Raw genomic sequence first — 23,877 nt, forward strand, 5'->3', positions numbered from 1 at the left:
TTCTTCGACCTTTCTTCGATCATCCTTCGACACGTCTTCGACGCTTCTTCGATGCTTGTTCGACGAACAGTCATCCAGTGGAACAAAAGGTGCCTCTCCTTCATCCCGGGCACAGCCTGGATCACTATCGCCTTACGACAACAATATTAACACGACAATCCACACCAAAATGAAAAATCTTTTGACGAAGGGAAAATTAACAGTTGGCAATTATAGAAAGAGGAGTTAAACGAAAGGAGGGAGCTACAAAATAATCAACAAACGGCTAAATAACTGTTCCGCATAAGTTCTTGACAGGGGAATTTCCCTGTCAAGAACTTTAACACTATTTTCAGTCACACTGGTGATAGACTCTAATGCTACAATGTAACTACGATGTACACGGCAAAAGAGTGCCACGGGTAGCTGTTCCTCCAGTTGGCTGAGGTTACTACTTACCAGGTAAGTACCCTCTCTTGTAATGATCCTGGAACATCCGCCACTGGCCTCTGCCAGTATGACGACTTGGCTACTCACCTTCGTGAAAAGCCCTTTACTTTTGTGAACAAATTAATGATCTTTGGAAACAATATCCGGATGCCATTTTGTTTATAAAGTTATTTCCTGAAGATGAAGAAAGGCACAATGCTAATTTAGTTCAACAGTTTACAGAAACTAGACGGCAGTTTTACAATAGTATTCTTGCCGCAGTTGTTTTCCCTCTTGGATTTACAGACTTTGTGAGCCTGTATAGGGAACAAAAGCCTACCTCGAAAGTGTCTCAATACCTGCTTTGGATGATAATGGGAATAATGTGACTCAAAGGGCAAGACGAGCAAACCTTCCTATTATGAAGGTGGAAAAATATTCTTGGCCTACTAGTACTGGTATAGGTTATTTTTTGAACGATAATTTTGGATTCCCAGGTAATGCCGGATCAGTTCATTTTAATGGAAGAATAATGGCCATTGATTATATTTACAAAAGCACTCCTGGATTATATAAGGCGAAAAAAAATAAATCAGAACCTATGTATAGATTGAATATGTCAGAAATGATACCATATTTTGAGTACCGAAAAAAAAGGCGGATATCTGAAATGGAATCTCCTATGATGGATGTGGATCTTTATAGAAATATTCTACAGGAAGAGGTAAGATTAATGTGGGAGGCCATTAATAATTATGCTCTCAATTTAAAACAATATGATAATCGTCCACAGTTATATCTACAAGATGTAGAATATGCTATTCAACATAAAAATTTGGATTTGATCGAAATTCTTATACACGCACGCACTGTTTTACAAGATTTGGAAGCTCAAAATATAGATTTCCCGATATTGAATTTCCTGACGGACTACTTTAAGAAAGACTTGAATAACTCACAGGAAGCATGTGCTAAATATTTGTATGAAAGTATTTTGGACACAGCTGAGTATGATTTTGATGAATATATAGATTTAATTCAACGCTTATCAAAATTAGATAAACCTTCATCATGGTATGCAGACTTTGGAAATCAAATAGTCAAATTAATTTCCCGTGCACCGGATAATGATAATTTTTTGCCCGTTTTTAATGCACTAAGAGAACGATTGCCTGAAGATTTGAAGATCCGTATAGATGAAATTATGGAACATGGAGGCAAATAAATTTATAGGTATCACTAGTGTTTTGATATTAATCGAAGATATTCTTCCTTCCTCATAAGCAGTAAGCCCCGGTCATTGGCTGGGGTTTACTGCTTATGGGGAGTATGTTTTTTTTAGTTTTATAGTCTCGAATGTTGAGGTGCATGTAATGGTGGCGTTGAATTCAGGATCTTACCTGATCACGAAACGTCTTGTAGTGAACAGTGATGCACTTGCTTATTACCGGGACAATATTTACATGGCCAAATCGCTGTGTAAAACGCTGGATGACTTTATCAATGATCAAAGAGCATTGCAGCGTAGGTAGGCCGATTGAGGTAGGAGAGCTAACGAGTGCTACAGCGGTGACTAGTATAATTAGCCGAAGTGAGCAAAGTTTAGCAAGCTGGTTGAATGCAGCAGCGGCTACCCGTACGCAGATTACAAAAACGGTTTATGATATCGCTTATTATGCATCTGATACCGTGCTGGTGCAGGATAATCTCAGAAACAGGGTTTCGTGGATGGCAATGTTTGATGATGCTGCGTCTCTGAATACTACAGATGGATTGGATTATTCGAGTGGTACATTCTATAGTTATGATATCCATGGTAATGTGAAGTCCCTGTTACAGGACTACAAGCATGGAAATATGCTTATAAATGGTAACCGCTTCAAGACTATTAATTATCAATATGATTTAATTAGCGGTAAGGTTAATTTTGTAGCGTATGAGCCAGGGAAGAAAGATGCCTTTTATCATCGTTATAGCTATGATGCGGAAAACCGCCTGACCAATGTTGAAACCAGTCATGATAGTATCTATTGGGAGAATGACGCCTGGTATGAATACTATAAGCATGGTCCGCTGGCTCGTGCAGTGATAGGTCAGCAGCAGGTACAGGGTATAGATTATGCATATACATTACAAGGATGGCTGAAAGGGGGAAACAGTACCGCCCTCACACCATCATTTGATATGGGAGGCGACGGTGCCAGTGGTAGCCTGGTAGCGAAAGATGCATTTGGATTCGGTATCCACTATTTTGGTAATAGAGAATATACACCTGTTAGTACCACCGTTAAACCATTTGCGGCGGCAGTTGGCAATAGCCCGTTATTCAATGGTAATATCTCTGCTATCAGCCAAAGCATATCAACGCTTGGCACCCCGCTGGAATACACTTATTCCTACGACGTTCTCAACCGACTTACAGGGATGGTGGCCAATAAGGGGCTGGATAGTTTAACCAACTCCTGGACTAATGCCTTCACCGCGCTTTCAGATTTCAAAGAAGCAGTTACCTATGATGGAAATGGTAATATCCTGACTTATAATCGTAATGGTAATAAAACCTTTGCAGGTTCGCCTTTAGGAATGGATACCCTGACTTATCATTACCGTCCTGGTACAAATAAGCTTTCCTATGTGACAGACTTAGTAAGAGGCGCTAATTATGGAAATGATATTGATAACCAGTCAATTGGTAATTACAAGTACGATAGTATTGGTAATATGGTTTCTGATGTTCGTGCCGGGGTGGATAGTATCAAGTGGAATGTATATGGTAAAATAGCCAAAATATATAAGCATGATACCACTTCTATAGTCTATGCCTATGATGCAGCAGGAAACCGGATCAGTAAGTCAGTGATCAGCAAGACGCAAGATACTGTTCAGACATTCTATATACGTGACGCTACGGGCAATATACTGAGTACCTATACTTATCGGGATACATCAGTTAATAGTGGCCAGTTAAGTCAGATAGAAGCCAATTTGTATGGTTCCAGCCGTTTAGGGATGACAACATTGGCGACTAATGTACAGGATGCAACACCAACACCGACAACTAGTATTATAGGTTTAGGTTATGGAGAAAATATTACATTTACAAGGGGTAAGAAGTTCTTTGAGTTAACGAACCATCTGGATAATGTCCTTGCAACTGTTTCTGACAGAAAAATAGGGGTGTCCCTTGATAGTTCCAGTATAAGCAGTTATAATCCGGTTATTACTTCTGCCCAGGAATACTATCCATTCGGTATGCTGATGCCTGGAAGAGGAGGGCATATAGGGACAGGAAGGAATGTTGCGGGTAGTACTGTTGTAATGAATGGGGATACCATCCCTGCGACACTGACTGTCACTCAGCGGACAAATAATACTCCGGGAACTTATATGGCTACACAGGTGATAAGTTTTGAAGGGGAGTTTACGAGTGGAACAGGTGATGAGTTAACTACGTTGTTTGTGGATCAGACGAGTGCCGATCCTGGGACTGAGAGTGGAGTGAGTTATGGTATAACTGCTAAAGGATATCCATATGGGTTTAACGGAAAGGAGAATGATAATGATGTGAAGGGTGAGGGGAATGAGCAGGATTATGGAATGAGGGTATATGATCCACTGGCTGCCCGTTTCCTAAGTGTAGACCCAATAACATTTCAGTATCCAGAATTAACACCTTATCAATTTGCAAGTGATCGTCCGATTGATGGGATAGATCAAGATGGTCTGGAGTGGATGCAAAGTATACCTTATTCAATAAAATGGAAATCTCACATCAAACTCGCATACGCTAAGCAAGTAGCTAATCAAAATGCCCCCACTATAAGAGCTTATATTCCTAATTGGGCGGATACATGGAGGGAGTGGAATGATAGCAAATCGTCAACTCATAGCTGGGCGATTCTTTCGAGATTAGTCTATCAGATAGTTAATGATGGGAAAATTGCATATACTACAGCCACAGAAGGAAAAAATCATGCAAGAGGAATTGATAACGCAGGAATAACGAATTATAAAGAAAGAGTAGGTGCTTCATTATCGACCTTGTCTAATGTTGTTCTTCCTATTGTTGAAAGTGGGGCAGCTAAAGGACTATCTCTTGGTGGGAATATTACTGATAACTCTGAATTAACACTTTTTAGGAAAGGAAATACGGGTGCTTTTTCTGAATTAGAAGTTCCAATGAGGTTAAAAGATGTAAAAAGTGTTGCAGAGAGAGCAGGTGTTGGCTTGAAGGGAATTAAAATAAAGATTGATAGAGATTTTGAAAAGATGGCGTCAAATTTTCCATATGTTGCATCTGCTCAAGATAAGACGATTACATTATTCCCCAAAGCCTTTTCTGATTATGAAACTCTTGTAAAAACGTTAGGGCATGAGAGAACTCACATTATGCAATACTCAATTTGGGGTACCAGTGTAGATATGAAAACAATACAAGGATTTGAAAATGCGGCCTATGGAATAGAAAACACTTTTTGGGAATATTATAAAAAGGAAATTTATAAAGTAAAATGAAGACAAAAAACAACTGGACAGATATTATAAACAGGGTTCTAAAGGGAGAAGAAAATATAGTTTCTCCTTTTGATAAAGAAGGTATTATAGAGTCCATTTTTGTTCTCGTTCAGAAAGATACAGGAATGGGGTGGGGCTTAGTGTGGTGTTCAAAAACTCATAGGGGAGTACGTTTGTCGAGAATGCAGATTCCTGATACAGTTAAGTCTGTTTTTACAAATGACTTGGATAGTTATTTAGATTCTATACCGAAAATTGAATTTGAGAGTATAGATTAATGACACCCTAAGTTGATAAGTCTCAACATACTTAAATACTAATGCCTGGTAATTACCAGGCATTAGTAATAGTGCGATGTTATGGTTTGATTTGACATCTCATGAAGTTGGTCATATTCGTGATTGATATTAAAGAAATTGGAGGTGGAAGAATGAAGTGTTTTTCGACATTTGCTGTCGAATATCTAAAAGCAAGGAGTCATGATGGTTTATGGCGTGAAGAAGGACCGAAAAAGGCACCACAGAATTTAGGGCTTTTGTTGATTCATATTATGGTGCTAACAGGCTGAAGAAGTTGTTCGAAAAAATAAAAAAAATACAGATAGAGATATTATCAGTAGGCTTGACCAATGGTGGAATAAATATCAGAAATACGAAAAAAGCAGGGTATCCAGTGAAATCAATTATCTTAAGAATATGAATCAATTTTGGAATCAAGACCAGTCCATTTACTTAATACCGCTTGTATTAGGATTTTGTCAGGATAGGCACCAGCAATATCATCACTCCACTAAATCAATAACTAGAACCAATTTCATAAATACCTTCTTAGAATAATTTTAATGAAAGCGAGATGGACAAAGGATTCGTAATGTTTAATAGATCTATCGTATCGAGTAATAACTCTCTTAAATTTATTCAACCAGGCAAAGAATCGTTCAATTTTCCATTTTCTTTTATATCTTCTAAGCTGTCGCCCGTCTTGAGTTGCAGGTTTGACTCTATTATTTTTATGTGGCGCAATCAGTTCAACACCTTTCAACGCAAGTTTGTCATCGAGCGGATCACTGTCATAGGCACGATCCCCGATAATTCTTGTGGGCTGTCCCACCGTAAAAGTCTCATTGATGGTAGCTTCGACAAGGGTGACTTCATGTGGGCTAGCAGAAGTCGTGTGCACGGCGAGTGGAAGACCATTAGCGTCAGTAATAACCATGAGCTTCGTACCTTTTCCGCGCTTGGTCTTTCCAACTCCTGGGCCCCCTTTTTTGCCACCGCAAAGGTGCCATCTATAAAACATTCTGATAAATCGATTCCGCCTCTTGTTTCAAGATCCTGGGCCAGGGTTTCAAGGATTTTTCGAAATACACCACTTTTACTCCAGCTACTGAATCGCCTGAAACAAGTTGATCCAGAAGGGAAACGTCCTGGCAGATCAATCCATGAAGCGCCAGTTCTCAGAACCCATAAGATTCCATTAAGAACCTCTCTGTCGCTGTGTATACGAGGACGTCCTTTGCCATGTTCACGTACTGGCACAATTGGAATAAGCGGCTTTATTAGAGCCCATTGATCATCAGTTAAATTTTCCCGTCTTGACATGATATAAAGATCTCAAAAATCTAAATAGCATTTATGAAATTAGTTCTAGAAAAGAGTGTAAGGATCGGATGATGAATGGTAAATTTAGTTAACCGATTTAACCTTTAAAGCGCCTCTCCACCGGGGGGGGCGCTTATTTTTTTGTGTTAGGCATGTCTGTCAGCTCTATGGTGGAAGTCCCAAACACGGTTTACAGTAGGAAGTGTTAGTCCATGGCACGGGTGTCCACCGTGAGGTGGAATCTGAAAGAAGCCGGCGGCAAAAGTTCGAACCTACAAACAGAAACTGGATATAAGGAGGGGTATAGGTATGGGTTTAATGGCATGGAAAGAAACGATGAAATAGGAGGAGAAGGAAATGAATATACTACTCAGTTCAGAGAGTATGATCCTGGAATTGGTCGTTGGTTTTCTTTAGATCCAGCCATTAGTAGGTATCCAGAATGGAGTCCATATGCGTCCATGCTTGATAATCCAATAAGGTATAGTGACAGATTTGGAGATAGTCCAGTAGAAGATCCTCCCGGTTGGAGAAAATCTTTAGCGAGTTTTCTTGGAACATTAAATGGATTAGAGCACTCCATAGGTTTGCCGGGAGTAGATGTAAGCAGTTGGCCGTTTACAGAAGCAGAGGCTCAGTATTACAAAACAGCTATAAAAGCGGGTGAAATTGGTGGTATACTCTTGCCTATGGCTGGTAGCAGGGGGGGAGGACCAATATTGGAACCTATTCCAATAGACGGAGTACCTAGAGGAACAGTTATACCAGTCCCTCTGTCACCGGCTATTCCAATTGCACCTCTGGCGCCAGGAGATGCGCTAAGGGAATCAAATAGTAATAATAATAAGAAGGAAAATGAAAGTTCAAGAGGTTCGAATAATATGAAATCCGACCCCGAAGCAACTGGGAATCACACCACATTCCAAAGAGATAATAACAAAAATATCTTTAAATACCAAGATTGGATATTTGATGCGTTTCGTCCGGCAAACGAACCTTTTAAACCTGGTGATCGGTTTGATGGTGGAAAACCAGATGGTTCTCCTGGCGCACCTCACCCTAATCTGCAGAATGAACCCATTCCAACACCACATATGCAGGTATGGGAGAATATTCCAAGGCCTAACAACCCTGCGAAACTTAAGCAAGTACAGGATGTTCGTCCAGCTACCCCTTCTGAATTGCCAAGGAATATTAGGTTTATTATTCCACAAGTAACTACAAATTAAAATGATGTATTGTATGAATGAAGTAATAAGAAGGTTTTTCTGTAGGGTTGAAGTTATAATAGGTGGAGTGGCAGAAGAGTTTGCAAGGGGTATAAGAAAATTGAAATATAGAGTCAAGTAGCGGAGCGTCGTTTGTATAGACTGCGTTCCCACTACCAGCCTCGTCAAACCTGACGTTCCGAAACTCCCGGTTTGAAAGTTTACTTTAAGGATAGGTTCAGGTATCAGCTAATTTCAGTCAAATTTTGAGTTCCTCCCATAACATAGTCGAAATTTTGCTGGGAATTTGAATTTTTCTGGATAATTGCTCTGCAACACTTTCCTATAATGAGAGGGTACTGTTAACAACTACTAACCTTATCTGATGGATAGATCTATTCATAAACTGACATAAATTCAAAATATTATGGGAAATATTCGTTTGGAATTTCCTACAAATTACAATAAACAAAAGAAAATATTATATTCGAATTTGATCAACTAGATTTGTGCGTCTAGCAACGGTTTCATGATTTTAGTGGATGTAAGTTCCATCTAAACAGAGGAAAATAGACTGGTAGTTATTCAGTCCTTAAAAGCATGGTCAACTACATGCCAGTGGATGCTTATTTCATGGAACAAGGGTTCCTGCTGCCAATATTGAAGGAAGGATTGCTAATTGTAACAAAGATAAAGCAAGACGCCAATTTGCTTTATGTATACAATGGTCCAAGTTTAATGGGGATGGCTCCGCTGAATTCACGGCGATAAAGTTGATGAGGTAGTAATGAAAAATGAAAGATTAAGGAATTGGCAGTAGATAGCGATGCTATTTATTACAGTGGCTATGGTCTACTATTCTTAAACGGGAGGTTAGAGTTGTAAAGGTAGAAAAGAAGTCACTGACAAGCATAAGATAGTTTTTTGCACTGATATCAAACTATTATAACACCAAATTACTATCAACTAAGGTTCCAAATTGAATTTTTGATTCGTGATGCAGAATAGTAAACCGTTTTTAGAAGAATGTCCGGCTAGAGATGAGAAAAGTTGCACTTTCATTTTAATATGACTTCCAGGACGATGCGTCTTGTCAAAGTTTTATTTTGGATGAAAAATAATAGAGCACTAGAGAGGTACTTTTTTTATGAGAAATATTATAATGGCGTGGGATAACGAAAAGTGCCTGGATATAGGAAAATTGACCTTTTGAAATAAAAGAAAATGGAATTATTAAATGAGTTAAATAAATACTATCCTGATGATAGGACCATCCTTATAGAGGAAGTTGATTTTAAATCAGAGATACCTTATGTGATCATTAGATTTAAATATGTCAACTACATTAATGAGAAGGATTGGGTAGATCAGAGATGGCAAGTAAATTTGAAAGGATTTAAAGTAGCCAATGTTTCTTCAGAACCTTTTATTAGTGTTGAATTTGAGACGGAACATGCATTATTGTGGGAACATCAGGATCCACTTACAAATTTATATTTTAGTGGAGTGCCGGCAGATATATTTAAGTTGTATTGGGATTTGACACAGGTGCATAATGAATTATTTGAAAATTATGTGGAGGTAGATCGGTTTTTAAATCATCAAGATGTAAACTTCGATGAGTTATTGAAAGCAGGCGCAGGACTTTTTGCGAAAGGGCCTCAACGACTCATGTCAAAATATGCGGAGTTACTAGAAAAGCATAGTGTTAAAACGAATATGTTGTATAACCGGGAACTGAATTTATCTCCTCTTACAGTAATGTTTATAGGGAAAACTTATATTGTGGCAGAAGAATTTGATTCAATAAAATTGATGTGAAATAAGTTCGGAGAATAATAAAAATAATTTTTTTGCATGTACATATACTTTCCGATACAAGTTGAACACACCTTCTGTAAAGATGCCGGATTGTAATGGTGTCATCGTTAACTATCCTGTACGATACGATCTGTATATTACTATCACGGACGACGCAAATAACCAGCGTTTGCCTGGTAAAAAAGCCTATGAAAGGGTATTCCGTAACTATACAGCAGGTACAGATCCAACTGCAAATTCAACAGTACAAAATATCGATGTAACTGATTCATTGGCGTTGACTTCAGGATCTTACCTGATCACGAAACGTCTTGTAGTGAACAGTGATGCACTTGCTTATTACCGGGACAATATTTACATGGCCAAATCCCTGTGTAAGACGCTGGATGACTTTATCAATGATCAAAGAGCATTGCAGCCTACAACGGACTGTTTACCATCCTGCCAGGCATGTTTTGTAAGTATTGGTAGCTGGGATAACTTCCGGGCCAACTATATGAGCATTGGCCAGATCCAGGATACTGCTGCCAGCCGGGGTGCAGCATGGACGGCTTATGAAGCAGCCATCGATGCCTGTAATGCGCTGTGCGATAGTACTGCTCAGACTACAAATGTATTGAAGCAAATGTTGCTGGATGTAACAGCACCGTCAGGGCAATATGCAGTGCCGGAAAAGAGTGAAAATATCTACTCCATCTTTTATAGTGATTCTGATGTTAAACTGCCTCCATACCAGGATACATTGATAGTGTATTTGGATGAGAATGGTAAAAAGGATACAGTATATGATGAACAGACAGGAGCATGGGTGATTCCGCAAAAACTGACAGCCACCCAGTTTGGGAGTAAGTTTAAGGCTTCCTGGGCCAATGCGTTATTGAAATATCACCCTGAATATTGTAAATACCTTACTTATATTAAGTATAAGTCAAGTTATGACTGGGATGATAAATTTTCAAAAATAGATACCTATGCGGATGCGGTAGCAGCGGGATACCTGAACCCATTGGGAGATTCGTCTACCGGTAATTTTACAATCGTTACCGCTAATGTCGATCCTATTAAATACACCAGTATTAAGGATGGTTTGAATAACCGGATAAATAACTACATGAAGAACAATCCAGCTAACGTCAGCATGTATACCATGGCGATGGTTCGTGTGAAGTGTCCTTCCGATGGAACGTGTTATCAGACCAGTATTCATCCAACAACTGCTTTCGGTTTGCTGACCTGTACAGCAGATCAGGATATGGCATGGCGTGCTTTCCGGGAGAGCTACAAGACAGAAAAGCATAACCTGATTGATGCAGTGATTGATGCAGCTTCCTGTTCCGGTACCCCAAAGATATCATCTGCTACACTCATTGATTCCGGATTCCAACCAGTTTTTTATGTAGCTGATAAGGCAGTCAGCGAGCAGGGCCCTTCTTACCTGAATCAAAATCAGGGTTCAGATTCAGTGCGTGTGTCAATGGATTCATCTTATGCCCAGAATTGTAGAGCTTACATTGCAGATTGGTACAGTAAACTGATTGGTTGTATTGATTCAGCTACTCTTACTAACGTGATCTTACCAAGGTTAGTAGAGGTATGTAAACAGGGTTCAGATATATCACATCCATTTGGCTCGAGTACAGTAGCACCAGGTAGCACTTATACATACAAAAGTTTCCAGGCAGTATTGGATGCATATTATGCGGGTAAAAACCTACAGGCTTATACCTGCAATGCTTACCAGATTACCTCTCCGGCACCTTACGATCAGCAGCCGGCTTATTACGACATCACGTTATACAGCAAACCAGACGATTGTCAGTGTACTAAGTTGAATGCGCTGAAGAGCGAATACACCGCGAAAGGAACAAGCCTCACATTTGCAGCTTATCTGACGGCTACGAGAGGTATTCATATGACCCAGGCGAACCTGGATTCCTTGTTGAGCTCATGTAATGGTAATAGCACGTGTGTCAGCCTTACATCTCCTATTACTATTCCACCGGCATTACAGTGCTATACGGGAGATATCTGTATAGGTTGTAAGGTAATTGATACATTGTATAATAGTTATATTTCCAAATATCCGGGTAATGCACCAGTAAGAGAGACAACAGATAGTGTGCAGATGAAGAAGAACCAGTTGTTCGAAAACTATATGAACGTGAGACTGGGCTTTAATAAGCATTATTGGGAGTATATGGACTTCAGGACTAACCAGTGCCAGATCAGTGATACGACAGGCGGTACTATCATAGCGAGGGTTTCTAATGTCTCTGATCCAGTTGCTGATACCATATTATTATGTGGAAAGTCAGTGACTATCTTTACAACAGTCAAGGATACAATCAACAATTGTTCTGATAGTGCATTCCTGGTATATAGTCAGGGGTATGACTTATACAATAATTACAAGGATGTCCTGAAGAATAATTTTGATAAGATTTATCGTGATACGGCGATTGCTGGTGGGCTGCGTGAGTTGTTTACATTAGGGTATGGCACCAGTGAGTATCAGTATACTTTGTATTATTATGACCAGGCGGGGAACCTTACGAGGACGATTCCGCCAGCGGGAGTGGTGATAGATCGGAGTGCAACCTGGAAAGCAAATCTGGCAGCGGCGAGAAGAGCGGGTACACGGTTCGTGCCGGCGCATCAGATGGCAACGGAGTATAGGTATAATACGCTGAATCAGATTGCCTCAAAGAAAACACCTGATGATAGTATTACTAATTACTGGTATGATAAATTAGGTAGGGCGGTTGTTTCTCAGAATGTGAAACAATCATTAGCTAAAAACTATAGTTATACAAACTTTGATGCACTGGGTAGGCCGATTGAGGTAGGAGAGCTAACGAGTGCTACAGCGATGACTAGTACAATTAGCCGAAGTGAGCAAAGTTTAGCAAGCTGGTTAAATGCTGCGGCAGCTACACGTACACAGATTACAAGTACTAATTATGATACGGCTTATACATCTCTTGATGGGCTGGCACTCACACAAAATAATCTGAGAAACAGGGTAGCCTGGAGTGGATATTATAACGTTGCTTCAGATATAAGTAGTCGAAAATTTGCGAATGGTACTTTTTACACCTATGATATTCATGGTAGCATAGATACTTTGTTGCAGTACTATAGGGAAGGTCCAATGTATCAATATTACAATAGGTTTAAAAAAGTAGTATATCAATATGACCTCATCAGCGGTAATGTCAACTTTGTAGCATATCAGCCTGGACAGAAGGATGCCTTTTATCATCATTACATTTATGACGCAGAAAATCGTCTAATTAACGTTGAGACAAGTCATGATAGTATTTATTGGGAGAATGACGCTTATTATGAATACTATAAGCATGGTCCACTGGCTCGTGCAGTCATTGGGCAGCAGCAGGTACAGGGTATAGATTATGCTTACACATTACAAGGTTGGCTGAAAGGAGTAAATAGTACCGCCCTCACGCCATTATTCGATATGGGAGGAGACGGTGCCAGTGGTAGTTTGGTAGCGAAAGATGTATTTGGATTCGGCTTACACTACTTTGGTAGTAGAGAATATACAACTATTAATACCTCTGTTAAGCCTTTTGCGATAGCAGTTGGAAACAGCCCACTGTTTAATGGTAATATATCCGCTATCAGCCAAAACATAACAACGATTGGTACGCCGCTGGAATACACTTATTCTTATGACGTCCTCAACCGACTAACGGGAATGATAGCCAATAAGGGGTTGGATAGTTTAAACAATTCTTGGACTAATGCCTTCACTGCGCTTACTGATTTTACAGAGTCGGTTACCTATGATGGAAATGGTAACATCCTCACTTACAATCGTAATGGTAACAAAACCTTTGCTGGTTCACCTTTAGGAATGGATAGTCTGACTTATCATTATCGTCCTGGTACAAACAAGCTTTCTTATGTGACGGACTTAGTAAGAGGCGCTAATTATGGAAATGATGTTGATAATCAGTCTGTTGGTAATTACAAGTACGATAGTATTGGTAATATGGTTTCTGATGTCCGTGCCGGGGTGGATAGTATCAAGTGGAATGTATATGGTAAAATAGCCAAAATATATAAGCATGATACCACTTCTATTGTCTATGCCTATGATGCAGCTGGAAACCGGATCAGCAAGTCAGTGATCAGCGAAACGCAAGATACTGTCCAGACATTTTATGTACGTGACGCTACTGGAAATATACTGAGTACTTATACTTATCGGGATACATCAGTTAATAATGGTCATTTAAGTCAGATAGAAGCCAATTTGTATGGTTCCAACCGTTTAGGGATGACAACATTGACAACTAATGTACAGGATTCAACACCATCAGCGACAACTAGTCTCATTGGGTTAGGTTATGGGAAAAATATTACATTTACAAGAGGCAAGAAGTTCTTTGAGTTAACGAACCATCTGGGTAATGTCCTTGCAACTGTTTCAGACAAGAAAACGGGGGTGTCGCTCGATAATTCTACCATAGATTCTTACAATCCTGTTATTAACTCTGCGCAGGAATACTATCCTTTCGGTATGTTAATGCCTGGTAGAGGAGGTCATTTAGGTGCAGGAAAGAACGTTGCAGGTAGTACCGTTATTATGGGGGGAGATACGATACCTCCAACACTGACAGTAACTCAGCGTACGAATAATACTCCCGGAACTTATATGGCTACGCAGACAATAAGTTTTGAAGGAGAGTTTGCAAGTGGAATAGCAGATGAGTTTACTACGTTGTTTGTAGATCAGACGAATGCCGATCCTGGGACTGAGGCTGGAATAAGTTATGGTATAACTGCTAAGGGATATAGGTATGGATTTAACGGGAAGGAAAATGATAATGAGGTGAAGGGGGAAGGGAATGAACTGGATTATGGGATGCGAGTGTATGATTCGAGAGTAAGTAAATTTTTAAGTGTTGATCCATTGACAATGAAATTCCCGCACTATACACCATATCAGTTTTCTGGGAATACTCCAATTCAAGCTGTTGATTTGGATGGAAGAGAAGATATCCATTATATATTTATCTGGTTAAAGGCAGCGTCAGGAAAAGAAACAGTATTAAAGGTTTTTGGATGGACAGAAGGAGAAGCAACAGGAAAGGTTGATAAACAAGGCAGATTAGAATATGATCGTCCTTATAGGATAATTGGACATTACCCATCAAAAGCTTTTGGGCAAACCATTTTTGTAAATGCGGAGTATAAATCAGAAGCTGATTTTAGCCATGCAAAGGCATCAGATTTTTATTCCTCAGCCATTGTAGAAGGTTCCGGAAAAGCAGCGGAAGTCGCTAATGATTTTGGCTTTGCTTTAAGTATGGGATATTTGGGGGCAGGCCTTGGAAATCTATCTAAACAGCTGATAACAGAATATGTTGAGGCTAAAACAGCACAATATTCTGGCTATCTTGCAGAAAAGGCTTATTTAAATGAACTGGTAGAGGAAAATATTAGAGGAACATCAAAGACTGTCAGTGAAAGATTTAATGTTGCAAAGCTTGCATTTGAGCCGGCTTCAAATACAGTAGGACATACAGTTCCATTTGCACAAATGACAGCAGCGGAGAAAGAAGCTTTTCAACATAGCTATAACAGACATGAGAAAGAATTACTTCTTCCGGTTTGGAAAGGATCTATGCTTAAAGCATCCGAAAACCAGGTATTTTTTAATGATGCAGTTAGCAATATCCGGGCTGCCGGGCTCGAGCAAGGAGGATTTTTTAGATCGAGAGAATTACTAGATAACGTTAAAATTGATGTTAATAGAACGGAACCCGTTATTAATGGGGTAAAATATTTCTATTATGAAACATTAGACGGTGAATTTATTAGTGCGGGTAGAATGCCATAGTTAAATTGAAATTATATTTTATGCCACAATATATAGACTCTTATTATTTAGTTGACAACAGATCTTCCGAGGTGGTTTATGATCTATTTACAAACTATGGTTTTATAAAAGAAGAATTGGCAGGAGAATATATTATTCCTCAATATTCTTCAGAACCAACTATTATATTTTATTCGGATGTTGATTTACTTAATTATTGTGATGAAAACTTGGATTGTGATTATTTGATATATTGGGGGAATGAGGTGGAAAATTCAATAATTAGGCAAATTACATTACGATATACAAATGATGGGAAAATGATTTTTGGAATATCAATTGTTGGGAGAGAGGTTGATTCTGACATAAGCATAGCAATATTTAAGGATGTAAAAAACTATCTAAATGCCCGAATAGGCTGCATTACCGGTGAGGCACCTCCTCCATCAAATTCAATTGAATTCATTGAATTTTGTAATAAAAGATATGTCCCTGCTGGATGATCTCTCTTCAACCGAATTTCAGAAGCGATGATATGATCAGGAATTTAGAAGTCCATCCTCATAGCTCTATAAGAATTCTTATGCTATGATAGGAACAGTACATGTCGATGATAATGGGTCACATAACTATTATAGTAGATACCAGACTATGTTATTATCTGGATTGAAAGAATATAATCTGGATTTGACCGGACGATGGGGTTTAATAGGGCATGGAGTAACTATTATATTAGGAGGCACTGTTGCAGGGTGGTACAAGTGAATCCTTGCTGATTGGTTTGCGTGGCCACCGGATGACAGCAGAAGATATTACCAAACATGTAAAACGTAGTCATGAAGGCGTGTTTGGCAGTCGTATAGTAGATCCGTAAGTGGAGGATATTATATTGGTATGCAATATTCCTGGTCCTCAGATCCAAAAAATCAAAAAACTGCTACTGGTTTTGGTTTAGTCTCTCCCGGCGGAGGAGTTGGGGAAAGTAATAATAAATATAAATTTGATACACATTTAAGTTGGTAATCTATGAAAGAATGGTCAATAATTCCCTTAAAATGGAATGATATTTTTATTCTTATCTTATTCGCGACAAGTTGTTTATTGGCTGGCTGGATTTTAACAATGATCCATATTTTAAAGGTAAAACCTGAAAAACTAATTCTTTATAGAAAGATTAGGGTAGTAAGGTATTTTGTTAATTCCGAAATTGCGCGTGCGGCTAGAGATAAAGAATATATAATAAGAGGAAGTGGAGCTGGAATAGTCCTTTTATTTATTGGGATAATTGCGATGATTTGCTGTTTAAACAGTTTGCTTGTACATTTAAATGACATCTTTAGATTAAAATAGCTGCTTCTGAAAGTCTAAATAAGTATTTAGAAAAGAGTGTAAGGATCGGATGATGAATGGTAAATTTAGTTAACCGATTTAACCTGTAAAGCGCCTCTCCACCGGGGGGGCGCTTATTTTTTTGTGTTAGGCATGTCTGTCAGCTCTATGGTGGAAGTCCCAAACACGGTTTACAGTAGGAAGTGTTAGTCCATGGCACGGGTGTCCACCGTGAGGTGGAATCTGAAAGAAGCCGGCGGCAAAAGTTCGAACCTACAAACAGAAACTGGATATAAGGAGGGGTATTGAGGTGGCAAATCAAATCCATGAATATATGGGCTTTTTGAAATTTATTGATAAAATAAACCATGGACGTCCGGGAAAAATTTTTCCTGTAGTAGTTATAGTATTATTGGGTGCTATAGCTTATTATTATGTGCAGCAGGACAGAAAACGGTTATTTAATAATAAAATATTTACGACAGGTGAAATTTACGACTACACAATGGTTGCCAGGTCGTCAGCACCAATTTTATTTGTCGCTTTTATGTTGGTGGGGTAAAATATAGTTTTTCACAGGTTGTACGTGAGGTAAAATATTTATTTCTAACTTTTCAAAGTTACCATTTTGATTGCGAAGCCTGGATTGAGTGAAAACCCTCCCCGTTGCTCTTTGGTCAACGGAGGCAGATATAAGCCAATTTATATGGTTCCAGTCGCTAACTCATCCAGAATCAGATCCTACTAAAGGTTCGAATTAAGGGAGAGGTGAGTAAAGATGAGTGTTTACTTCGAAGGTACAGAGGGGGAAATTTTATCGGATAATGGTAATGGCGTGGTTATAATCCAACCAGCATTTTAGCTAGCGCATTATTCAAACATCCTTTCACCGCAGGATTGTGGGTTCAGCACTTCAAACGGATTTGTCAGATAAACCGTTTAAAAATTCGGCGTTCTTCGGCGAAAAGAAATGGATTATAGTCGCATTGGAAACGACTGTTGGTACTGCAATTAATATGGTTGCCGGAGACGGGATAAACAAGCTTAAAGCCCGTTGGGGTGCTGCAGGTGCGACTTTTACAAATTATTACATTGCAAATAACATTTCAGGTACGGCATTAACGATATATAATAATTCACAACAACAACCAGAGAAAAAAGAAGAAAATGGCAGTAATTATTTAGAGCGGGTAGAACAATATGACTTCTGATGTTAGCGCTGGAGTAGGATAATGGTGAAAAATATTTTTATTTCTGGTCAGGAGACCCTTTTTAAAGTAATCAAAAAAATAATTAATTAATTAATGGAGAATGCTTATTGTCAATGGGTTATAGAGTCTAAAACGGCTATAACCCATCTTCAATGCACAAAGCTCAGATTTCTGAAATATGAAGATTTGGCTTATGAGAACTATCTCGTGAATGCAATGGAAAGTGTTAGGCATACATATGAACGTAAGCAAATATACGATTGGTACTGTTTTGCTTCAGGTGAACGTGACTTAACAATACAAGATTTTAAAGAACATTTTTTAGCTGGAATTAATCAGGAAGAGCATTTGTTATTGTTTACTGATGAAGGTCATAGTAAGAAGTGGCTCTTTATCATCTTAGTGAAGGAATTTGATATTTTTGCTTCATGGTATGAAGACTATTTTAATCGTGAATTTTATGAGTTCTCTGAATATGTCTTGATTTTCTCCCATTTAGATAAAGTTATATTTAATGACGATGAGGGAGGAATAAATGAATTTGTAGTTTTATAGCTTGGCAAGTATGAATTGTCTGATTTGTATAAATATTAGTGGTGGCCAAATTGGTCGGCCCACTACTATTTATTTAGAGATTAAGTAAAAGAAAATCTTATTACAAATTACTGGTATGACAAGTTTGGTAGGGCGGTTGTGAGTACAACAGCGATGACTAGTACAATTAGCCGAAGTGAGCAAAGTTTAGCAAGTTGGTATGTACAAGGAACAAGAATTAGGTCATTATCATGTAGATCAGGAATGTTATCTAATGGAAGCGCTTATGAATTGTCGAAGTTGGCTAATGCTCAAGTTCTTGCGCAGTCATTTGATGTATCAGTTATGCCGCCTGGAAATTTTATGGTTAATCATGGGCAATTCTATATTTGGCCTAATGATTTTGGGATACGAAAAATGATTTTATTTGGAAAATAAAAGTTATATGGAAGTTCTGGGATTTTTGAAAGAATATGAAAATGGGCCTATAAAGGTGGGTATATCCATTAGGGATATAGAGCCAATAGCTAGTCCATTATTTGAAACGTATCAGTCAGAGACGACATGTTACTTAGAACGTGCTCCAATTTTATTAGCAATGACCAGATGGATATCGGATATTGATGGTAATAGCATAGGACCATTGATAATACATACAGATGGGATTTGGATTTGGCCCAGCTATCTTGTTTATTATTTAAATAAAGGATATCAAACATTAATTTCAGATGATTTTATAAATTATATGCGTGATTTGAGTTTTATACCAAATGAACTTACAAAAGAGAGAAGAAGAAATGTGGAGGAATTTTATATTAGGACATTTGATCCTCCCAAATAAATGCTTTAAAAATTGCCTCTCTTCATTACATAAATGAGAGAGGCAATTTTTGTCACTCGCACTTTTAGAAAATGCTTGTTCTTTCAGATGACCGTGCACTGCTTAAATAAGCAGGAGGATTTTTCCAATAATATGTGAAGCAAATTATAGGCAAATACAGCTGATTAAAAAGTTTAGACGCGCTTACTTTGCAATTTATCTGCTATGCATACGTATACCCAAAGACTCAACAATTGGTATCAGTGCCTCCGTTGTACAGGCCGATAGTACTTCTCTGGGACTAACTTTTAATACAGGTACGAATCTCTGCACCAGTGCGAGCGTATTGAAAAGTGAAGGAGTATTTATATTCAAAGGATACCTGCCTGAGGCTATTTCTGAAACTTCTAGGAGTATTGATAAATTGGACAAAATTGCGACTTTTGTTAATACTGGAATTACGGTAAATGATATAGTTAACCAGGGGAAAAGAGTGCAGAAGGAGAATGAAGAAAAGCAGGCTAATGCAAATTAACGGAACGATAATTAAAAATATATGATCATATTTCAAAAAAATGTTTCCTATTTTAATAGGTTATCCACATTGATGAGAGTTGTTGTTATAATAGTCATATCCATGTCATTGCTATTTCGGACAGTAACTTATAAAGAGCACGGATGGGTGGGTTATTGGTTTTACATTATTCCCATTATCATTTTTCTAAATTCCTATTTTAAATGTTTAAAGTATAGTTTGCATTGGATTAGCTTGATAGAAATTATTGAAGATGGTATTTGCCATATAATAGTTAAAAGAAAGGATGAATTGGTAATTGATATTTCTGTGCCAATCGGGGAACTCAAATTTGAATTGGTACCTATTCCATCCCGTTATACTTACTATAAATTATTAGTTTATCATAAATCTGACCTGTTAGTTTCTCAATGGGAATTAGATGAGTGGCGTAGATACCGAATGCAGAAAATAATCCAATATTTTCATCCGGATAGTAGGATGGCAAAGCAGGAAAAATTATAGGCTGTTATTTTGAGGAAGCTTATACCTTGGTAAATAATGCGTCCAGAATTAAAGCCACCTGTATAAAATCAGGTTTGCTTTATCATTTATGATACCGTCATGAGTGAAAAATTAAAATGGTTGTATAATTTGGTTTCACTAACAGCCAGGCATAAAGAAGGGAATCTGGATATAGGATCTATGGCCATATATAAAGGATACGTGGTTTATGCATGCTGTATTAGGAGGAACACAGCAATGGAATACCAAAATAACCTCTATTTCGGCAACTCAAATACAGGTTCAGTATACAGTGTGGGATCATTATGGAGCTGGTACTGATAATGCTTCCTCTAGTCTTCCTGAACTACCGTCTCTTTATTTGCTTCAACATAATTCTGCAAATTTTTATCCATCTTCATCAAGAAATTATGCTCCATTTAATTGGAATATTTGAGTTAATAGATAAGAATAATTAAATGAAAAAGAATATACTAATTCTATTAGGTTCCTTGTTAGTTTGCGTTATCATTTCTTGTAAATATTTGGATACTAAACAATGTAAGTGTGATAAATTGAAAACCTTATTTACGATACCAGGTATTTATGAGGGCAAGACTATAGGATATGCGCATTATGTTTTGTCAGAAAATCTCTCAAAAAACTGTATTGATAGTGCTATGATGGTTGATTTGGCAATAAAATATAGTGATACGGTTAAGGTAGGTAATCCGGCGAATATAATAATGTTTTTTTCCTCTGATAAGGATTTTATACCAAATGAAACCTCTCAAGTAATGGAAGAAATTAATAAAAGCTGTTTAGTGGTAATTAATCTTGATGTAATTACTAAAAAGCCGACTGATTTTTCATTTTATAATGAACAGGGCAATAGAATCTATTGGGGTAAGATGTGGTTGCCCAAAAGAAAATGAGAATTTGATTTCGAATGGGCTATAGTTTGGTGTAAATTATTGAATTGGTGAATAATCTCTTTTAATATAATATCTGAATTTCAGCTCTTAAGTCAGAATTTACTTCGTATGATAATATTGATATAGAGGAGAAGCGATTGTAATTTTTCATTCTTATCTTGGAATAGTATTAACATCATCATGAGATATACGTGTCTAAGAAGAAGTGTAAGAGACTGGCAGAATTATCAAATTAATTTTTTATGAGGATTTTTATGGGTCAGCTGATTCTTTTAGTAACAATAATTTTTGGTATTCATTCTAGTTTTAATGATTATACTCATCAAAATGTTTTTAATCCTGAGATGCTATTATGGACCATTGCTCTGTTAGGCATGGGTATATGGACATTATGGTATCCAAGGCTTGCATTTGTTTTAATTTGGATTTATTATCTGGCGACAGCTATCTACCGATTTTTTATTTTGGAGATTGAAATCCTTTTATTTCTCTTATGGCATATTATTTTTATCATTGTCATCAGCGTATCTATATGGGGTGCCTATAGTAAAAAGAATTATGGATCTAATAATAATCAGATTTTGAAAATGTTATTCAAAAGCTTGATGAATAGTTGATTCTAATTCAGCAATTTTAAATGGCGAAAAATTAGAACTTAAAATTATGTGAATCAATGTGATAAATTTAGGTCATGGTCACAAGAACGTATCCATGGCCAACAACCATCGGTTCAGAAATATGTCTGGCATTATGGCTCTGTATTTAGAATCAAGACACATAGTAGTTCTATGATTTAAATATATCCGAAGACTAAAGTAGAAAAATAGTGTAGTCTGATAAAAAAGGGGCAGCGTAAAATTAAGCATATTTTATATGCCTTTGGTATAGATATAAGTGTTCAGAGTATAATGGGTTTACAAGATTATAATTTTTCATGGTCGGCAAAAGATTATCATTGATAGAAATGGAACTCAACTATTAATTTTTCAATAAAACTCCTCGCAACCATGAGGCGCTTTATCATCTTACTCAATCGTAACTATACCCCACTGTTTCATTCGCTAGTAGATTCTTCGTCACGACTGTGAATGTTAATGGTAACTCCAGATCGAGGATGGGTGATTTTTTCTAGCGGATCCTCTGCTATAATTGGTGCGGCAGGGATTATGGCATGCAGTAGAGGATAAGGATGACAACACCAAAGTAATTTGGCTTCCTAATAATTCAAAGGAAAAAGGATAAATCAGATTTTATGTTAAAATATTTGTTTATTAGTGTTTCAGTTATTGTAATCTCTTCTTTTATGGGTTGTACCCATTCCTATAAAGCCGGAAATCTTAATGATTTATTTTATCCTATTGAAACAACCTTACGGGCAGAGCTTATCATGCAATATTTTGACACATTAGTACAAAAAAAAGGATATGCTGTACCTGAAAAATGGAAGAGTCTAAATAAGCTAATTGATCTTGATAGTATTGATAATAAAAGAATATATTTTGAACAGGGGCCTGAAGAAATGTACCTGATATCATTTGGAGGTATGCTTGTATTAAGTGATGTTTACAACCCTAATATTCGGGCAGGAGGATATATAGCCGACAGAAAGCTTATGTCTCCAGCAGAAGAGCAAAGAGTCAAAGCCCGATTCCAACATGAAATATTAGATACTATTCAAGCAATGGCTAAGAGGGATGGAGTACCGGATTCAGTTCTTTATATGCAATATTAATTAGTATCCTGAATAAACACTATTTCATACTTTGTTAAAAGCAAGGACATTTTCGTAGATTTGGCAGGGTGATTTGATGTGTCGGTATAAACCTCAAATGTAGAAATATGTTACAGTATTTATATCTGAACGTAATGCAATGTATTTTACCTTAGCAGGGAATTCTAACAATACTTTTTTTAGTGGTATTTAAGCCTCTGTTTCAGTAGCAAGTGCCGCAGGAGGGAAGAGCGCTCCTATGAGTATTGAGTGAATCATTAAACGAGGAGAAAAATTAAAAGATATTGTTAATGAAGCAAAGGGTCTTACCTGGACTACAGGAAATGAACATGCTATTGTCACATTGATAAATGGAGAACGTGCTTTAGTAAGTGGTGAACCTGGTGGTGTAATATTTAAGCGCAACGAGGTTAAATTATTGTTTGGACATCCCCATCCTACTTCTGCTCCACCAAGTAGTGCCGACGCCACAGCTTTAACAGAATTCGGCCAAACTAGACAATATGTTTATCATGGAGGAGAAATAAGTGTCGTAAGACCAAAATAGAATAATGAAGAATGAGTATATTGATCCCGGGCACAACTAGGTGTTCTATTTGTAATCTTGAAATAGAAAACGAAAATGAGGCTTATTCATTTCCAGCTTTTGTAATTAATGTAAATGATCCACTTTATTGTTTTAGTGATGCGAGTTTTCACCTACGATGTTTGGAGAATACTAAGGGGGGAGAGATTGCTGTAAAATATGCAAATTTGTTTATGGAAAGCATTAAGCCATTAAACAGAGTTTGTATAATAGGAGGTAATCTTATCACTAAGTATGATAATCATATTTTTATCGATTATTTGACTTCAGATATAAATGAATACTTACACAAAAGTAAGTATTCGGTTCTC

Annotated in this window: 18 protein-coding genes; 16 read left to right on the forward strand and 2 right to left on the reverse strand. The window is 37.6% G+C overall.

Annotated elements, in window-relative coordinates:
• Positions 1-243 precede the first annotated feature (243 nt).
• Positions 244-516 carry a LytTR family DNA-binding domain-containing protein gene (locus BW716_RS31460; protein WP_083730025.1) on the reverse strand — a complete coding sequence of 91 codons (273 nt, stop codon included), beginning with the start codon at positions 514-516 and terminating at the stop codon, positions 244-246.
• 313 nt (positions 517-829) lie between these two features.
• Between BW716_RS31460 and BW716_RS31470 the strand changes: the two genes are divergently transcribed.
• The 3 genes from BW716_RS31470 to BW716_RS31480 all read left to right on the forward strand — a co-directional run bounded on the left by BW716_RS31470 (position 830) and on the right by BW716_RS31480 (position 5,201).
• The gene (locus BW716_RS31470) at positions 830-1,633 is read left to right on the forward strand and encodes a hypothetical protein (RefSeq protein ID WP_143709144.1); all 804 of its coding nucleotides are present in this window, start codon (positions 830-832) and stop codon (positions 1,631-1,633) included.
• A 266-nt stretch (positions 1,634-1,899) separates the two neighbouring features.
• The gene (locus BW716_RS31475) at positions 1,900-4,923 is read left to right on the forward strand and encodes an RHS repeat protein (protein WP_179091362.1); all 3,024 of its coding nucleotides are present in this window, start codon (positions 1,900-1,902) and stop codon (positions 4,921-4,923) included.
• Positions 4,920-5,201 carry a hypothetical protein gene (locus BW716_RS31480; protein WP_083730029.1) on the forward strand — a complete coding sequence of 94 codons (282 nt, stop codon included), beginning with the start codon at positions 4,920-4,922 and terminating at the stop codon, positions 5,199-5,201. The genes BW716_RS31475 and BW716_RS31480 overlap by 4 nt, the downstream gene beginning before the upstream one ends.
• Positions 5,202-5,736: 535 nt before the next feature.
• On the opposite strand, the gene BW716_RS31490 is transcribed toward BW716_RS31480, so the two are convergent.
• Positions 5,737-6,524 (reverse strand): IS5 family transposase gene (locus BW716_RS31490; RefSeq protein WP_220388874.1). Its coding sequence is split into 2 segments (ribosomal slippage): positions 5,737-6,173 and positions 6,173-6,524, totalling 789 coding nucleotides; the frame shifts between segments, so codons are not numbered across the junction.
• A 212-nt stretch (positions 6,525-6,736) separates the two neighbouring features.
• On the opposite strand from BW716_RS31490, the gene BW716_RS31495 reads away from it, so the two are divergent.
• The 13 genes from BW716_RS31495 to BW716_RS37890 form a co-directional block, all read left to right on the forward strand.
• Positions 6,737-7,753, forward strand: coding sequence for an RHS repeat domain-containing protein (locus tag BW716_RS31495; RefSeq protein ID WP_083730031.1), 1,017 nt, complete (start codon positions 6,737-6,739; stop codon positions 7,751-7,753).
• Between the two features lie 1,203 nt (positions 7,754-8,956).
• A complete protein-coding gene (locus BW716_RS31500) occupies positions 8,957-9,553 on the forward strand; it encodes a hypothetical protein (protein ID WP_083730032.1) in 597 nt (198 codons plus the stop codon).
• A gap of 61 nt (positions 9,554-9,614) precedes the next feature.
• The gene (locus tag BW716_RS31505; RefSeq protein WP_083730033.1) at positions 9,615-15,422 is read left to right on the forward strand and encodes an RHS repeat protein; all 5,808 of its coding nucleotides are present in this window, start codon (positions 9,615-9,617) and stop codon (positions 15,420-15,422) included.
• A gap of 20 nt (positions 15,423-15,442) precedes the next feature.
• Positions 15,443-15,904: a hypothetical protein gene (locus tag BW716_RS31510; RefSeq protein ID WP_083730034.1), complete on the forward strand. Its 462-nt coding sequence runs from the start codon at positions 15,443-15,445 to the stop codon at positions 15,902-15,904.
• Between the two features lie 523 nt (positions 15,905-16,427).
• Entirely contained in the window at positions 16,428-16,751 is a 324-nt protein-coding gene (locus BW716_RS31515; RefSeq protein ID WP_083730035.1) for a hypothetical protein, read from the forward strand.
• Between the two features lie 313 nt (positions 16,752-17,064).
• Positions 17,065-17,292 carry a hypothetical protein gene (locus BW716_RS31520; protein ID WP_083730036.1) on the forward strand — a complete coding sequence of 76 codons (228 nt, stop codon included), beginning with the start codon at positions 17,065-17,067 and terminating at the stop codon, positions 17,290-17,292.
• A 337-nt stretch (positions 17,293-17,629) separates the two neighbouring features.
• Entirely contained in the window at positions 17,630-17,941 is a 312-nt protein-coding gene (locus tag BW716_RS31525) for a hypothetical protein (protein WP_083730037.1), read from the forward strand.
• 93 nt (positions 17,942-18,034) lie between these two features.
• Positions 18,035-18,496 (forward strand): hypothetical protein, encoded by a 462-nt coding sequence (locus tag BW716_RS31530; protein WP_083730038.1) that lies wholly within the window; start codon positions 18,035-18,037, stop codon positions 18,494-18,496.
• A 406-nt stretch (positions 18,497-18,902) separates the two neighbouring features.
• On the forward strand, positions 18,903-19,316 hold the full coding sequence (locus tag BW716_RS31535; RefSeq protein WP_143709146.1) for a hypothetical protein: 414 nt from the start codon (positions 18,903-18,905) through the stop codon (positions 19,314-19,316).
• A 1,476-nt stretch (positions 19,317-20,792) separates the two neighbouring features.
• Entirely contained in the window at positions 20,793-21,248 is a 456-nt protein-coding gene (locus BW716_RS31555; protein WP_083730043.1) for a hypothetical protein, read from the forward strand.
• A gap of 242 nt (positions 21,249-21,490) precedes the next feature.
• On the forward strand, positions 21,491-21,865 hold the full coding sequence (locus BW716_RS31560) for a hypothetical protein (protein WP_083730044.1): 375 nt from the start codon (positions 21,491-21,493) through the stop codon (positions 21,863-21,865).
• Between the two features lie 635 nt (positions 21,866-22,500).
• Complete coding sequence (locus tag BW716_RS31565; protein ID WP_143709147.1) at positions 22,501-22,980, forward strand: hypothetical protein; 480 nt, start codon at positions 22,501-22,503, stop codon at positions 22,978-22,980.
• 558 nt (positions 22,981-23,538) lie between these two features.
• On the forward strand, positions 23,539-23,877 hold a 339-nt coding region (locus tag BW716_RS37890; RefSeq protein ID WP_220388875.1), incomplete at its 3' end, for a hypothetical protein.

The sequence above is a fragment of the [Flexibacter] sp. ATCC 35208 genome (assembly GCF_001975825.1).
GTDB lineage: Bacteria > Bacteroidota > Bacteroidia > Chitinophagales > Chitinophagaceae > Chitinophaga.